The following is a 16,035-nucleotide window of genomic DNA, read 5'->3' as shown; positions in this document are numbered from 1 at the left end:
GGCTAGTCCACGGCGAACACCACGTCGACCCAGTAGTTGCTGGCCTGGGAGGTGCTGACCGGGAAGAGATTCGCCGCGCCGTAGGTGTAGACGCCGTTGCCTCCCACCGCGCCGCTGGCCGGCGCGATGAGCGGTTCGCTCGTGTACTGCACATTGAAATACGGTCGAGTCAGCGAATAATTACCAGACAAAGTGTTGTAAGAGACCACATACTTTGTGTTCTCCGTCACCGGGACGGGCGTGTTGAAGTTCACCTGCTGCCACCCGCTCGCCGTCTCGTTGGTGAAGGTCGCGCTGGCGAGCAGCTTCCCGTCACTCGTCCACAGACTCCCGACATGCGCCCCGGTGTTCTTGACGCCCTTGTAGAAACGGACACCCCTGATACTGCCGCTCGTCATCGCCTGGAACTTGACGCCGACGGTGACGGGCTGATTGTCGGGATGGGAGGTGACCGCGGGCGTCGCCGTCTTCTCCCAGAGGCTCGTGAACGGCACGAACAGCACGTCGACCCAGTAGTTGCTCGCCTGGTAGGTGCTGGTCGGGAAGGTGCTCGTCGCACCGTAGGTGTAGACGCCGTTGCCCCCCTCGTCACCGTTGCCCAGCGCGACAAGCGGGCCGTTCGTGTACGGCTGGGTGAAGTACGAGGATGTCAGCGAGTAGAACCCCGAGCTCGTGAAGTACGAGGCGATGTACGTCGCGTGGGCGGTCACCGCGACCGGGGTGCCGAAGCGCACCTGTTGCCACCCGCTCGCCGTCTCGCCTGTGAAGGTCGCGCTGGCGAGCAACTGCCCGTCGCTCGTCCACAGGGCCCCGACATGCGTCCCGGTGTTCTTGGCGCCCTTGTAGAAACGGATGCCCTCGATGTTGCCATCGGTCAGCGCCTGGAACTTGACACCGACCGTCACGGCTTTGGGGTCGTTCTGCGACGGGACCTGCGGAACCGTCTGATCGTCCCACAGGCTCCTGACCGGGACGAACAGCACGTCGACCCAGTAGTTGCTGGCCCGGTAGGTACGGGTCGGGAAGGTGCTCGTCGCGCTGTAGGTGTAGACGCCGTTACCGATCTGCACGCTGCTGGCCGGCACCACGAACGGGCCGTTCGTGTACTGCGTGGTGAAGTAGGGAACCGTTGTCGAGTAGTTCCCGGATGTCGTGTGATACGAGGCGACATACGTCGTGCCGGCGGTCACCGCGACCGGCGTGTCGAAGTCCACCTGCTGCCACCCGCTCCCCGTCTCGCCGGTGAACGTGGCTCTCGCCAGGAGTTGCCCGCTCGCGCTCCAGAGGTTCCCGGTGTGCGTTCCCGTGTTGAGCACGCCCTTGTAGAACCTGACGCCCCTGATGATGCCCGCTGTCGTGGTCTGGAACTGCACCCCGAGCTCGACCGGAACGGGGTCGTTGGCCGAGTTGACGGCGGGCACGGCACTGGGCGGCCAGATGGTGCAGGCGTTACACGACGTGTTGACGGTGACGGTGATCGTGGTCGGGATCACCTGGAGGTTGCCGATGTCGTCGACCGCCCGAACCGCGATCGTCGTGGTTCCCGTGGTCTGGGGCGTCCAGCGGTACTGCCAGTTCTCCCGGCCCGTCGCCGGAAACCACCGGTTACCGCCGTCGATCGAGACCTCGATTCCGGCCACGACGCCGCCCCCGGTGTCGGCCGCCGTTCCTTTGATCACGACGGTCGTCAGCTCGGGCAGGGTGACTCCGTTCGACGGGCTCGTGATCGTCGACGTGGGAGGGCTGGTGTCCGTCGACGCGGTGGCCGGGACCAGCCCCGGCTGGAGGCTGGCGGGCTGGGAGTGCATGTCGGCGAGGAGGTTGACCGTCGCCTGCTGCATCCGGATGTCGGCGGGGGGGCCCGCTCGATCGTGGTTGGCGTCCAGCCCCCACGACCACTGGACGGTCCCCGCGCCGAAGACGAGCGCACCGCTGGAGGCCCGGTAGAGCGTCAGGTTGTGGTTCGCGGTGCCGAGACCGTACGTACTGCCGTAGTCGAGCAGGTATTTGGAGACGAGGTTCATGATCGTGCTTGAATACCTGGCCACGCCCGGCGGTTCGGACCCGTTGCTGGGCGACACATCCCATTCATAGCCGAGCGTCCCTGTGGGGAAGACGGCCGTCTGCCCGGGAGAGAGGTTCGCCACGGAGGTGTTGCGCCAGATTCGCATCTTGCTGAAGTCGGCCGGCACGGTTATCGCGTCGTTGGAGACGCCGTTGACCCTGAACCACGTCCCGTTCAGCGCGTTCTCCGGCCTGCCGCCGTTCGAGGGCGGGGAGAATCGTGGATCACGCCACGATCCGGTCCACTGAGGGCTTGGGTCGATCTTGGCGTTCGCCAGCGTCTCCTTGTAGCAGACGAAGGTTCTGAAGGGGGTCCCGTCGCTCAGGGCCTGCTCCCAGCGCCCCTTCCAGAACCCCTCGTTCCCGGAGAAGAAGGTTATGTTGACGCCGTTGTCCCGGGCGTTCGTGACGTTGTCCCGCATGTCGTCGGACCAGTACTCGTCATGGCCGACGGAGAGAAAGACCCTGTGGTTGAGAATCTGCTGACCGCGCATCGCGGTGTCGATACTGCTGGTGTAGCTGACGTCGTAGCCGTTGGCCTCGATCCATCTGATCATGGGGTATTCGGCGTTGAAGAACCAGCTCTCCACCGAACCGCCACAGCAGCTGGAGACGCGCGTGATGAACGGCCGGTTGTAACTGACCTTGTAGGCCCGCCCCGCCGGAACGCTCGCCGAGTAGAGACTGCTGCCACCGTACTTGTTGTACGCCTGCCAGGTGCTGTCGGAGGTCTGCAGCAGCAGGTCCGACCCGCGTTCGTCGTCCCGGATCACGAATATCATCTGGCTGGCACCGGGTGTCGCGTCATCCCGGATCAGGTTCGCGATGTAGACCCCCGAGACGGCGTCGGCCGGCACGGCCCACGAGGCCGAGACCGCCCAGGTCCCGCAGTCGACCAGTGCGGTCACCGCATCCGTGAGGCAGGGCGGCTGCGCCTGGGGCAGCGGGACCGAGGGAGTGAGCGTTGTGATCTTTCGTGCGCCCATGCCGCCGTAGTAGCCGATGCGGTAGACGTCCACGTGGTAGGCGGTCGCCGTAGTGTCCACCTTGAACTGGACGGTCTCCCCCTTGTCGACGCTCATCTGGGTCGCGTACCCCTGGATGTTGCTGCTGCCGGCTCCCGGTATGTCCCATTCGCTGGACGGGTTGCCGGGCAGGCTGTTCTCCAGACAGATGACAGAGGTCAACGGGCAGTCCGCGTGGAGCGACCGGGAGCGGGACTTCCCCTCCCCCGCGCCTTCCACGGGGTGGCCACGCAGACCGAGCCGAGCGAGCCTCCGCTCCAGTGCGCGGCCTCGGCGAGCGTCCGGCGGCGGTGGCGCCTCGATCTCCGCGGCCCGGTGTCCGGCGGGCCGTGTCCGCTCCGGTCCGGCGGCGGCACCGGGTACGGGAGCGGGCCGCTCGGCCTCGATGCCAGTCACCGGACTGGGAGTGACGTCCGGACCGGCCGGTACGCCTCCGTCCTCGCGGCGCTGGAACTCGACGTCCCACGCGGTGTCCCCTTCCCGCGAGGCACCGATATCGGGCACCGGCGCCCAGCCCGCGCCGAGCAGGCCGATCAGGACAAGGAGACCTGCCCCGAGGACGACTGGTGAGGGCGGCTGCGACCATCGCCGGGCCTTCTTCACATCAGCTGGACCACCTGACATGTGTGACCTCCCGGTAGCACTACCTGTGGCGAACTCTCCGCCCGGGCCAGAGCCGCGGGCAGAGGGAAAGATAATCACAGCCGCCCTTCAGTAGAAATTAAGCTTGAATATCGGCGATTTACCCACAATGCAGACAGTCGTTCTAATATCGCATTTAAAGATCATTTTTGATATGAATTTAAATCAAACTTTGAGAGGTCTACGGCAATTAGCCCGGTTGCCGTTAATCCTCGAACAAAGGACTGTCAAGGAAACAGCCGAGAGCCTGCGTCCGGAATCGCCCGGGAGGCTCAGGTCAGCATGCTTGCGCTCATGAACACGACGTCGCCCGCTCCCGCCCGCACGCCGACCCGAGGAGCAGCAGGCCGGTCAGGAGGACAGGGATGAGGATCCTTCATATCGGGTACCGGCTCCCCCCCGAGCCAGGGGGGAAGGAGCGCTACATCGAGCACCTCACTCATGAGCAGATGCTGCGGGGACACGAGGTGGTCGTCGCCCACCGGCGCGGAGACGTCCCGGACGGCGTCCGGACACTTCCCCTGGCACGGACCGGCGCCAGCCGCGCCGTCTCCAGGAGGTCGGACGTTATCGCCTTCGCCATGGAGTGCGCGCGGGCGCTTCGCCGGGAGCACCGAATCGACATCGTTCACGCGCACGGCGACCACCGTGAGGCGCTCGGTCTCGGCTCCGCCGCACGGCGGCTCGGCATCCCCCTCCTGCTGCACGTCCACGGTGCTCTCACTGTGCGTCACCGGCGGATCATGCCGTGGGCCTTCCGCCACACCGATGGATTCATCGTGTCCGGGGACCGGCCGCAGGAGGACCTGCTGGCGGTCGGCGTACCGGACCGGCGGATGTGGGTCGCACCGAGCGGCCTGAACCTCGACCGCCTCGCCCGGTTCCGGGAGAGTCATCCAGTCGAACCGGGATTGATCGTCAGTGTGGGCTCGCTGGTCGCGGTGAAGAACCACGCGCTGACCATCCAGGCCTTCCACCGGCTACGTGCCGTCCGCCCCGGCGTGCGCCTCATCATCGCCGGGGACGGCCCCGAGCGAGCCCGGCTTGAGCGGCTCGCCCAGCCGGGCCCGGGAATCGAGTTCGCCGGACACCTCCCCGCCGAGGACGTGTACTCGCTGGTGAGCCGGGCCCAGGTGGTCGTACACGCCTCCCACCGGCTTCCCACCATCGGGGAGGGCATTCCCACCGCCCCCCTGGAGGCTCTCGCGCTGGGCACCGCCGTCATCGTCTCGTCCGACGCCTCACTCGGCACGGCTGTGGCGGACAGCTCCGCCTACCGCGTCTTCCGGTCGGGATCCGTGGAGGACCTGGTGACCCACCTGCGATCGGTCCTCGACGACGAGGCGCTGTGCCTCCAGATGATCGAACGCGGTGTGCGGGCCGTGTCGAACCTCGACTGGCGGACGGTGAGCGACCGCATCGAGGAATGGTATGAGACGCTCATCGCCGACCGGTCCCTCGCCCCGGTGAGCGCGTCATGAGCGGCCTGCACGTCTGTGAAGTGATCAAGACGCTGGACGTGGGCGGCGCGGAGGTCCTGCTCGTCGAGAGGCTGCTCTCCGCTCCCCCGACGGGCAAGCGCTACACCGTCGTATGCCTGCGCGCCTCCACCCACGAGCTGAGCGGGCGGCTGCGATCGGCGGGTATCCGGGTCGTCGACCTCACCGCGTGCCCGCGCTGGCTCCGCCTGGCCCGCCTCGCGTGCGTGGTGCGAAGGCTGGAACCCGACGTTCTCAACATCCACTCCCCCCTTCCCGCGTCGCTCCTGCGGCCCGTGTCCCAGCTGTTGCGTCCTCGCCCGGCCCTGGTCTCGACGGTGCACAACGTGCGCTACCGCCTGCCGACGATGTTGCTCGACCGGGCGACGGGATGGCTGGACATCCGGACCGTGGCCGTCTCCCCGGAGGTCGCCCGCGCTCGCACCGGCAGGCGCTCGCGGAACCTGTCCGTTCGCGTGCACGGCGTCCACGTCGCTGAACAGCGCCGTTGGGCGGCTCGATCGGAACAGACGAGGCGAGAGTGGAACGTCTCCCCGGACACCTTCCTGATCGTGCACGTCGCCAACTTCCACGCGCAGAAGAACCACGAGCTACTCGTCGAAGCCGCGGCGAGGGTCGGGGAGCGAGACCCCCGTCCCCTGTTCCTGCTCGCCGGATCCGGTCCCCTGCACGCGCGGGTGGCTCGCCGGGTCGAGGCGCTCGGCCTGGGCAACGTGCGTCTGCTCGGTCACGTGCCCGACGCCGGCCGGCTCATCGCCTCCTCCGATCTGCTCGTGCTCAGTTCCTCCTACGAGGGGTTGCCCGTGGTCGTCATGGAGGCTCTCGCCGCGGGCGTGCCCGTCGTGTCCACCGCCGTGGGCGGAGTGCCCCATCTGATCGAGGACCAGAGGAACGGCCTCCTCGTCAAGCCGGGGGACCCCGCCGCCCTCGCCGAGGGCATCCTGCGGGCGACACAACCGGAGATCCACGCGCGCCTTCGCGAAGGAACGCGGGAAAGCGCGGAGCTCGTGGACATCAGCCGGGCGGCCGCCTGGTTCGACAGGCTCTACGACGAGGTCTGCTCGTAGGACATGGTCACCACTCTCGGACGTGCCGTCCACCGGATGCGCCCGCCTGGCGGGCGCCATCTGCGGACCTTCACATCGCTGACCGCCGCCGGCCTTGGCGAGGCGGTTCTTCCCACTCTCAGCCTGATCGCCCTGGTACGCCTGACGGGGAGTGAGACATCGGGTCAGGTCATCTTCGCCCAGTCTGTGGCGACCGTCTGGTTCCTCCTGTGCGATCCCTGCCTGGAGAACGCCGCCCAGCGATTCGTCCCCATCGAACAGCAGCGGAGCGGGCAGGGCTCCTCGCTGTTCATGCGCCTGATGCACTGGGACGTGGCGATCGGCGTGGCCGCGGCCTGTGTCGGCCTCGTGGCGGTGCTGGCCGCGCGCCTGCTGGGTTCCCTGTCGGACGAGTTCGCGCTCATGTTCGCTCTCGCGATCGTCACACGCGGGTCCATGGCGTCGTACGGCACGGCGGGCGCGGCCTTCGCGCTGACAGACCGGCTGCGCGCTCTGGGCGCGCTCAGGACGCGATGCGCGGTCCTGTCGTTCGGGCTGTCCCTTGGCGGGTTGTTCCTTGGCGGGCCTCTCCTCTACCTGGGGGGGCAGGCCGCGGGTGCGCTGGTGATGGCGGTGGTGTTCTACCTGTCGGCGACCCGAGGGCTCCTCGCACGAATGGGACCGGTCGTCGCACGGGTCCGGCTGCCCTCGGGCATGGTCGCCTTCACCGTGAAGACATCCATGGGCACCAGCGTGGCCGGGATCTCCGACTCGGGCATCCTCACCCTGGCCGGCCTGCTGGGCGGACCGACCCTGGTGACCATCCTCAAGATCGCATCGGCCCCCGGCCGCTTCTACGCCAACCTGGCGATCCCGGTGGCCGCGATGCTCTATCCCCGGATCATCCGGAGTGCCACGGCGGGAGCGGGAAGGGCGCCCATCATCCGGGACATCACGCGCACCACCCTGCTGCTCGCCGCGGCCGGAGCGGTGACCATCGCCGTCGCGCTCCCGGTGACCGACGCCGTCATCGGCATGGCCTACGGCCCCGGCTACGCCCACCTCGGCGTGGTCGCCGTGGTGCTCCTGGGCGCCGCCTGCGTGAAGGGAACGGTCTGCTGGTCCAACGTGCTCCCCCTCGCCCTCGGCAGGCCCGGCCGGCGGCTCGCGTACCTCCTCGCGGAGGGGGGCATGCTCCTGGGCGTGCTCCTCGCCGGCATCCGGACCGCCTCGGGCCCGTTCCAGGCGTCGCTCTGTTTCGCATGGGGAACGCTCGCCGTCGCCACGCTCGGCACGTGTTTTTGGATCGGGTCGTTGCGGCGCATCACCGACCTCGGTTGTCCAGACCGCGAGTGATCTGTCGGCATCGAAACACGGATATATAAACAAGGCTAATTCACCATATTTCCAGCACGGCCACTCGCAAAGCCATCGGCCCCGATGGGGATCATCGGGCGGACTGCGAACACTTGGGACGACCCAGCTAGATCATGCTTAGGTAGGGAATAGGAAAAACATCGCGCAACCACCGTGACGGTGTCGGCGAACAACTCAAAGGGCGAACTAGTTTCTCCAACGTGAACCAGGCCTGTCACCGAGGAGCCCGCATGAAGCCGGACGGCCGGATTCGTGTCATGGAAATCATCGCCCGAATGAACGTCGGCGGCCCCGCCACGCAGGTGTCGGGGCTGTCGGAGGGGTTGGACTCGAAGGAATTCGACCACCGCCTCTACACCGGCTACGTCGATGCCCAAGAGTGCGACCACCTCCGGCTGCACGGGACGGAGACACGGGTCCAGCGGGTCCCCGGCCTCGGACGGTCGGTCAGACCCGGAGACGACTACCGCGCGCTCTTCTGGCTGATCAGCGCCATGCGGGCGTTCCGTCCGCACATCGTCCACACCCGCACGGCCAAGGCGGGCGCCCTGGGCAGGGTGGCCGCCCGCCTGGCCGGCGTCGGCTCGGCCCGGGTGCACGTCTTCCACGGGCATCTCCTGCACGGCTACTTCTCCCCGGTCAGGCGCGAGCTCTACGTACGGTCGGAACGGCTCCTGGCCTCCGTGTCGGACCGGCTCGTGACGGTGGGGTCCCAGGTCAGGGACGATCTGCTCCGGGCCGGGATCGGGCGCCCCTCGCAGTACGTGGTGATCCCTCCCGGTGTCCGGCTGAAACCGATCCCCGACCGCGGGACGGCACGCGCCGCGCTGGGACTGCCGCCGGACGCGCCCGTCGTGGCGTACGTGGGCCGCCTCACCGCGGTGAAGCGGCCCGACCGGTTCCTCGCCGTGGCCGACGCCGTATCCAGGCAGATCCCCGGCTGCCGCTTCGTCGTATGCGGGGGCGGCGACCTGGAGCGGCAGTTCACCCGGGACGTCGAGCCCGTCCGCGACTCCTTTCACCTGCTCGGCTGGAGGAAGGACGTGGAGACCGTCTACGCCGCCGCCGACGTGGTCGTGCTCACCTCCGACAACGAGGGGACCCCGCTCACCCTCATCGAGGCCGGCATGGCGGGCACGCCGGTCGTCTCCACCCGGGTGGGAAGCGTCGCCGAGGTCGTCAGGGACGGCCACACCGGTCTGCTGGCGTCGACCGACCCGGCCGAACTGGCGGCGCACACCGTCCGTCTGCTCCGCGACCCGAGCCTGGCCCGCCAGATGGGCGAGGCGGCCCAGGAGTGGACACGATACGCGTTCGGCGTGGATCGCCTCGTCTCCGATACCGAGCACCTCTACCGGTCGCTGTGCGGGAAGGCCGGCCGACGGCTCGTGGCGGAGGAGAACACACGATGAGAGTGCTGGTGACGGGCGGCGCCGGTTTCATCGGCGCGCACATGTGCCGGGTGCTGGCCGCCAGGCCCGAGGTCGGGCACATCACGGTGCTGGACGATCTGAGCAGCGGGGATCTCACCAATCTCGACGGCGTCGAGGCGACGGTGGTGACGGGCAGCATTCTGGACCGAGACCTGCTGACGGACCTGGTGGCCGGTGCCACGCACGTGATCCACCTCGCCGCCCGGCCGTCGGTGCCCCGCTCCCTGGCCGACCCGCTGGCCTCGCACGCCGTCAACGCGACCGGCACCCTGCACGTGCTGGAGGCGTGCCGCGCGAGCAGACCGCACGTGATCCTCGCCTCCTCGTCCTCGGTGTACGGCGACAGTCCCGAATCCCACAAGCACGAGGACCTGCCCACCAGACCGCTCAGCCCGTACGGGGCCGGCAAGCTCGCCGCGGAGGCGTACGCACTGGCCTACGCGCACAGCTACGGCCTGCCGGTCCTGCCGTTCCGCTTCTTCAACGTCTACGGCCCGCTGCAGAGCGCCGGGCACGCGTACGCGGCCGTGATCCCGGCGTTCGTCTCCGCCGCGCTGCGGGGCGAGCCGGTCCCGCTGCACGGCGACGGCCTCCAGTCGCGGGACTTCACCTACGTGGGCTCGGTGACCCAGGTCCTCGCCGACGCGGCCGCGCGCCGGATGACCAGCACGAAGCCGGTGAACCTGGCGTTCGGGACCCTCGTCTCCCTCCGGCACCTGATGGGCGTCCTCGCCGAGATCCTCGGCCGCCCCGTCGAGGAGACCTGCCTGCCGCCCCGGCCGGGCGACATCCGGCAATCCCAGGCCTCTCCCCGCCTGCTGCGCGAACTGTTCCCCGGCGTGTGTCCCGTCCCGCTTGAGGACGGGCTCCGCACGACGGTGGCCTGGTTCGAGAGAACCCAGGCCCCGGGCATCGGGGCGAAGGTCGCCGGCTACGCGTGATCCACCGCTTCCTCCCGCCAACAGAGATCTCCCTCCAAGCACGTGACGAGGAGAACCCCGTGAGCACGACATCAAGCACCAAATATCTGATAACAGGCGGTAGCGGATTCATCGGATCGCATCTGGCCGACGCGCTGCTCGCGCGCGGTGACTCCGTCATCGCCCTGGACAACCTCTCGACGGGACGGCTGGAGAACCTGCGCCCCCATCCGGGCCTGCGTTTCGTGCACGGTTCGGTGCTGGACGAACTCATGGTCGACGAGTTGGTCCATCGGTGCGACGTCGTCGTCCACCTGGCGGCCGCGGTCGGCGTCAAGCTGATCGTCGAGCAACCGCTGCGGTCGCTGACGACCAACATCCGGGGTTCGGAGATCGTCATCGAGGCCGCGCACCGATACCGGAAGAAGATCCTGGTCACCAGCACAAGCGAGATCTACGGCAAGAACTCCTCCGGCGCGCTGCGCGAGGACGCCGACCGTATCCTCGGCAGCCCCGCGGTGGTCCGATGGGCCTACAGCACCGCCAAGGCCGTCGACGAGATCCTCGCCAACGCCTATCACAAGGAGCGCGGCCTGCCGACGATCATCGTCCGGCTGTTCAACACCGTGGGCCCGCGGCAGAGCCCGACCTACGGCATGGTGATCCCGAGCCTCGTCCGGCAGGCCCTGTCGGCCACGCCCCTGACGGTCTTCGGCGACGGGACCCAGACCCGCTGCTTCGCACACGTCTCGGACATCGTCGACGCGCTGCTCCGGTTGCTCGACGAGGACAGGGCCGTCGGTGAGACCTTCAACATCGGCTCCAGCGACGAGGTGAGCATCATGGAGCTGGCGAAACTCATCATCGAGTTCACCGGGTCCACCTCCGGGGTCGATCTCATCCCCTACTCCCAGGCCTACGAGCAGGGGTTCGAGGACATGACCCGCAGGGTTCCGGATACCGCGAAGCTCCGCGCGCTCACCGGCTGGACTCCGCGGCGCTCTCTCGACCAGATCCTCACCGAGATCATCAGAGAGGCCTCCGGCGATCCCGCGGCGATCCCGCGGTGAGCGGGACGATCGCCCTCATCGCGGGAGCGGCCTGCCTGCTCAGTGTGACGGCCGCCGTGCCACTGAGGCGCCTGGCGCTGCGGTGGGATCTCACCGACCGCCCCGGCGGGCACAAAGCCCACACCCGCCCGACCCCGTACCTCGGCGGTGTCGCGATCACGGTGGGCACGGTCGTGCCCACCGTGATCGCGCTCGGCTTCGCCGATCTGCAGATCATCGCGATCCTTCTCGCCGCCGCCACGGTGTCCCTCCTCGGCCTGATCGACGACATCACCCCCCTGCCCGCGGCCACCAGGTTGATCGTGGAGACCGCGGTGGCGATCGGGGTGGTGTTCTCCGGCGTCCAGGCGACCGTCACCGGGACGTGGCTGGACAGCGTCCTCACCGTGGTGTGGATCATCGTGATGACGAACTCCTTCAACCTGCTGGACAACATGGACGGCGCGCTGGGAACCGTCACCACCGTGACCGCCGGCCTCCTCGCGGCCACGGCCCTGCTCCAGGGCCACACCTCGCTCGCGGTGCTCCTGTGCGCGCTCGCCTGCGCGTGCCTGGGCTTCCTGCCGCACAACTGGGCGCCCGCGAGAATGTTCATGGGAGACTCCGGGTCGCTGTTCCTCGGATTCACGGTGGCCTGCTCGGCGACCGTCCTGGTCATGGGACGGTCCCCGGACGCGGTGATCGCCGGACTGTTCCTGCCGACGTTCATGGCGACCGTCGACACCTGTGTGGTCCTCCTCTCCCGCCTGCTGGCGAACCGCCCGCCGTTGCGGGGCGGTACCGACCACGTGTCGCACCGGCTGCGCCGTATGGGCCTGGGAACCCGTGCGGTCGCCACGACGCTGGGCGCGATCACGGCGTTCACCGGTGCCCTCTGCCTGACGACGGTCTCGGGCCAGCTGTCACCACTCGTCGCGATGGTCGTGGCGGGCGCGATCGCCGTCACTCTCGCCGGCCTGCTGCGGGACACGAACGCCCGCCCGTCGGCCCAGCCCTCCCAGATCCCTCAGAAAACTCACGAAAGGCGGCGTTGATCCCGTGGATCTGCTCTACTACGCACGGCTGGTGCGCAGGAACTGGCTGATCATCCTCCTCTCACTGATCCTGGCGGTGGGCGCGGCACTCGCCGTCACGGCGAACATGCCGCCGAAATACGTCTCGACGATCTCCATGCTGGTGTCGGGCCACGACAAGGAGGGCAGCCTCTCCACCGCCTACCAGGCGGGCATGCTGTCGGCCCAGCGGGTGCAGTCCTACGCCAACCTGCTGTCCAGCCGCCGGGTGGTCGGCCAGATCGTCGAGGGCGAGGACATCGCGCGCGTCCAGGGGAACATCAGCGCCGAGGCCGTCCCCGGCACCGTGCTCCTGCGTGCCACGGTCACCGACACCGACCCCGCGCGAGCCTCCCTGCTGGCCAACGCCCTGGGAGACCGCTTCTCGAAGCTGATCGACCAGATCGAGCGGCCCACTCCGGGCAGCCGCCCCACCATCAAGATCACGATAGTGGACAAGGCGGACATCCCCCGGGAACCGGTCAGCCCCAGGCCACTGGTCAACCTGGCGGTCGCCGTGCTGATCGCGCTGCTCGCCGTCATGGCCGTGATCATCCTCCGTGACCGTCTGGACACGACCCTCACATCCCCCGAGGCACTGCGGGAGGCGTCGGGCAGCTCGGTGCTCGGGGTCATCGGCTACGAGCGGGACGCGCGGCACCACCCCCTGATCCTGCGCGACCGTGGCCGGTCGTCCCGATCCGAGGCGTTCCGCGCACTCCGGACCAACCTGCAGTTCATCGGTGTCGACCGGCAGCCGAAGTCACTCGTGGTCACCAGCTGCCTGCCCGGCGAGGGGAAGTCCTCGACCTCCGCCAACCTCGCGATCACGCTGGCCCAGGCGGGCTGGCGGGTCGTCCTGGTCGACGGCGACCTGCGCCGCCCCAGCATTCCCTCCTACCTCGGTATCGAGGGGGCGACGGGCCTGACGGACGTGCTGATCGACAAGGCGCGCCTGAACGAGGTCATCCAGGTCTGGGGCGATGCCGGCCTGTCCGTCCTGCCGAGCGGTCAGATTCCACCGAACCCGAGTGAGCTGCTCGGCTCGAACGGAATGCGTGAGGTGCTCGCCCAGCTCACCGGAACGTACGACATGGTGATCATCGACGCGCCGCCGCTGCTGCCCGTCACCGACGCGGCGACGATCACCGCGCTCTGCGACGGCGCGCTGCTCGTCGCCCGGTACGGCAAGACCCGCCGGGAGCACATGGCCCGCGCCTCGGAACTGCTGGCGTCGATCAACGCCCGCGTGGTGGGAACCGTCCTGAACTTCTTCCCGGCCGGCAGCGGTACGCACTACGGCTACAACAGCGGGTACGGCTACGAGTCCGAGGTCAAGAATCCGGTGAGTGTGTGAGCAGCCGGAACGGGACGGCGAGCGACCTCGCGATGTCCCGTCCCACCGCCCGGTAGGCCAGCCGGGAGCGCCCGTAGGGGTCGGCGATGTCGAACCGGTCGATCCGGACCAGCCCGCGCAGCGCCCGCGCCTGGTCGACCAGCGCGCGGGCCCGCCGCACGGGATCCCGGTGACGGGTGATCTCCTCCGGCGGCACGGCCCGCACCAGCGTGCCGAACTCGGCGATGGTGAAGGCCCGCGTGACCGCCGAGAGGTGCATGGCCACCGATTCCGCACGGTGCCCGCGGGTGGCCGTGAGTACGAGATCGGCGGCGGCCACCAGGTCGGGGACGAGCGGACGGGAGCCGAAGCCGGCGGGATCGCCGCCGAGCCGGACCAGAACCCGCCGGGCGCGTTCGGTCATCTCCCGTCCCGGCTCGGCGCGGGTGCCCGCGCTGACCACCTGGACCGCCGGGCACGGCCCGAGGGCCGAGCGGGTCAGCCGCTCGGCCAGCGGGGAGCGGCAGACATTGCCGGTGCACACGAAGAGGATGCGAAAGCGGGCACCGTCCCGCGGCTCCCGGACATCCCGCCAGCAGCGCTGCCCGCAGCCCTCGTGCCCGGGCGGGACGCTCTCCCCCGGGATCGCGGTGTCCTGTGCGGTCCCACCGGTCCGCGGTGAAGCCTTCATGGCGCGAGAGTAGATCGCCCCCCGTGCGCAACCGCCCGTGACGCGCGGTTCTTTGCTCTTTTCTGCCGATACGAACAGGCGATACGGCACGGAAGCGCATCTGGTGGCGCCCCCGGCCCCCACCGGAAAGTTCGGCCTCAGGGTGGGCAACCCCTCGGGTCCTGGGTGACGCGAGTCCGCTGGGGACGAACAAGCGGCTGCACCGGGACCCGCGGCGGCTCGCCGGAGGCGAGTTCGGTGAAGTCGAACTCCAGCGTCCTGGACTGTCCGGGGGCGAACTCCAGAAGGACCGAGTAGACGGGGTGGGAGCGTTCGGTCTCCCTGATGACCGCCACCCGGTCGCCGTCGAGGCGGGCCGCGGTCATTCTCGCGCCGAGTCCGCCGTACAGCGACACCCAGAGCAGGTTGGAACCGGGGACGTGGCGGTGCCCCGGGTCGTCGAGCCGTCCGGTGACGTAGGAGGGCAGCGTCCGCCGCGGGACATCGTTGGTGAGCCCGATCCGCACCGTCGAGGAACGCAGCCCGCCCCGGCAGGGGCCAAGCTCGTAGTCGAGGGCGCGCTCCAGGTAGTAGTCGAGCTTGCCACCGGCGGAGTTGTTGACCACCAGGCCCGCGAAAGGTCCAGGCCGCGACGGCAGCACGCCGCTGACCGGTGTGCCCGACAGGCGCCGCTGCTCCGCCTCACGGCGGCTCCAGATTTGGATCCGCCGCTCGCCCACCATGTCGGACAGCACGGGCAGCAGCCTGGCGGGGGCGGCGAGAGAAGCGGGCAGCGCCTCGCCGACGGCACCGGCGATCTCGATGAGGAACCGCTTGCGCGCCGCGGGGTCGGGGTAGCGGGCGTAGGCCTTCCGCTCGGTGAGGTCGACGACGTTCTCCGCGGTGACCCTCCCTCCTCCGGGGAGGGTGACCGGCCCGATCAACCTCAGCAGGTGGGCGAGGCCCACCGGGTCGGTGGCGACGGCGCCGTCCAGCCGCCTTCGGCCCTGCCGCTCCCACAACCCCGTCCAGGTGGCCGCGGCGTACGGAAAGTGCGGGGAGAGGTTCGAGACGGAGAGCATCCTGGTCGCACCTGTTCCATAACGTCCGAGGAAGTCCGGGCCGTGCTCGGCGACGGGGACGGGACTCGTGGCCAGCCCTTTGTTGGCGGAGAGATGTTCGACGGCGACCCTGCCGCGGTCGGCCTTCAGAATGCCGAAGGCTCCGACCAGCCCTCCGGTGCCTCGGGCCTCGGCGTTGGTCTGGAAGGCCAGGAAGTAGTGGCGGGGGCCGTCGCGACCGAGCATCGGGGGCAGCAGGGTGGCGACGTCCGCGGCGTCACCGAGCAGGCCGCGCAGCCGGCCGATCTCGGCCAGTGCCGTGCCGCGCGCCTCGTCCAGCCGGTCCAGGCCGGTATCGCCGGGGGTGGCCGCCAGGCGTGAGAGCGCCCGCCCGAGGCGGGAGACGCCGTCGTCCAGGACCGGTGCCGCGGTGTCGAGCGCGGCCAGCCGGTGGCGCGGGTCATCCAGGGAGCGCGACCCGCTCATCAGGAGGGGGGCGGCGACCTCCCGCACGCCGGCGAGAACGTCGGTCAGCTCCGCGGCGGCGTCGGCGAGCCCGCGCACGGTCGTCGCGGCGTTCCCCACGATCGGAGCGTGGGCGATCGTCCACCACTCCGGGCCTTCGGTGAGCCGCCGGGCCTCGGCCGCGTGCCACCGGGCCTCGGCCAGCGCGGTGACCGCCGGGTGCGGGTCACCCGCACCCACCACCGCGCGCAGCCGGACCAGTGCGGTCCCGGTGGCCTCCAGATGGTCGCGGACGCGCATACCGAGATGGGCCGACCAGCCCCCCGCCAGCACCAGTGCTGCGGAGACCGGCAGGCCCACTACGACTACTCGGCG

11 protein-coding genes are annotated in these 16,035 nt (G+C 69.2%); 8 read left to right on the top strand and 3 right to left on the bottom strand.

The features are described 5' to 3' along the window. Window positions 1-2: 2 nt before the first annotated feature. A complete protein-coding gene (locus tag ACIBH4_RS01690) occupies window positions 3-3,713 on the bottom strand; it encodes a DUF4082 domain-containing protein (protein ID WP_362766050.1) in 3,711 nt (1,236 codons plus the stop codon). A 383-nt stretch (window positions 3,714-4,096) separates the two neighbouring features. Between ACIBH4_RS01690 and ACIBH4_RS01685 the strand changes: the two genes are divergently transcribed. The 8 genes from ACIBH4_RS01685 to ACIBH4_RS01650 all read left to right on the top strand — a co-directional run bounded on the left by ACIBH4_RS01685 (window position 4,097) and on the right by ACIBH4_RS01650 (window position 13,485). Then, window positions 4,097-5,212: a glycosyltransferase family 4 protein gene (locus ACIBH4_RS01685; RefSeq protein ID WP_362766052.1), complete on the top strand. Its 1,116-nt coding sequence runs from the start codon at window positions 4,097-4,099 to the stop codon at window positions 5,210-5,212. Then, window positions 5,209-6,297, top strand: coding sequence for a glycosyltransferase (locus ACIBH4_RS01680; RefSeq protein ID WP_362766055.1), 1,089 nt, complete (start codon window positions 5,209-5,211; stop codon window positions 6,295-6,297). Before ACIBH4_RS01685 ends, ACIBH4_RS01680 begins: the two co-directional genes overlap by 4 nt. 3 nt (window positions 6,298-6,300) lie before the next feature. Further along, window positions 6,301-7,632 (top strand): hypothetical protein, encoded by a 1,332-nt coding sequence (locus ACIBH4_RS01675; RefSeq protein ID WP_362766058.1) that lies wholly within the window; start codon window positions 6,301-6,303, stop codon window positions 7,630-7,632. A gap of 251 nt (window positions 7,633-7,883) precedes the next feature. Further along, a complete protein-coding gene (locus tag ACIBH4_RS01670; RefSeq protein ID WP_362508306.1) occupies window positions 7,884-9,065 on the top strand; it encodes a glycosyltransferase in 1,182 nt (393 codons plus the stop codon). Beyond that, the gene (locus tag ACIBH4_RS01665) at window positions 9,062-10,027 is read left to right on the top strand and encodes an NAD-dependent epimerase/dehydratase family protein (protein WP_362508308.1); all 966 of its coding nucleotides are present in this window, start codon (window positions 9,062-9,064) and stop codon (window positions 10,025-10,027) included. Before ACIBH4_RS01670 ends, ACIBH4_RS01665 begins: the two co-directional genes overlap by 4 nt. 59 nt (window positions 10,028-10,086) lie before the next feature. Further along, window positions 10,087-11,076 carry an NAD-dependent epimerase/dehydratase family protein gene (locus ACIBH4_RS01660; protein WP_362508311.1) on the top strand — a complete coding sequence of 330 codons (990 nt, stop codon included), beginning with the start codon at window positions 10,087-10,089 and terminating at the stop codon, window positions 11,074-11,076. Further along, window positions 11,073-12,110 (top strand): MraY family glycosyltransferase, encoded by a 1,038-nt coding sequence (locus tag ACIBH4_RS01655; protein WP_362508314.1) that lies wholly within the window; start codon window positions 11,073-11,075, stop codon window positions 12,108-12,110. Before ACIBH4_RS01660 ends, ACIBH4_RS01655 begins: the two co-directional genes overlap by 4 nt. 4 nt (window positions 12,111-12,114) lie before the next feature. After that, window positions 12,115-13,485 (top strand): polysaccharide biosynthesis tyrosine autokinase, encoded by a 1,371-nt coding sequence (locus ACIBH4_RS01650; protein WP_362508317.1) that lies wholly within the window; start codon window positions 12,115-12,117, stop codon window positions 13,483-13,485. Here ACIBH4_RS01650 and ACIBH4_RS01645 read toward each other — a convergent pair. Together ACIBH4_RS01645 and ACIBH4_RS01640 are read right to left on the bottom strand one after the other, a co-directional pair. Beyond that, a complete protein-coding gene (locus tag ACIBH4_RS01645; RefSeq protein WP_362766061.1) occupies window positions 13,463-14,155 on the bottom strand; it encodes a hypothetical protein in 693 nt (230 codons plus the stop codon). The two genes, ACIBH4_RS01650 and ACIBH4_RS01645, sit on opposite strands and share 23 nt — an antisense overlap. Before the next feature lie 137 nt (window positions 14,156-14,292). Then, the gene (locus tag ACIBH4_RS01640; protein WP_362766064.1) at window positions 14,293-16,020 is read right to left on the bottom strand and encodes a DUF4012 domain-containing protein; all 1,728 of its coding nucleotides are present in this window, start codon (window positions 16,018-16,020) and stop codon (window positions 14,293-14,295) included. Window positions 16,021-16,035 lie beyond the last annotated feature (15 nt).

Origin of the sequence: Streptosporangium sp. NPDC050284 (assembly GCF_044459525.1) — a bacterium.
Classification (GTDB): Bacteria; Actinomycetota; Actinomycetes; order Streptosporangiales; family Streptosporangiaceae; genus Streptosporangium.
The sequence above is the reverse complement of the archived record's forward strand: the minus strand, read 5'-3'. Positions and strand labels throughout refer to the sequence as shown.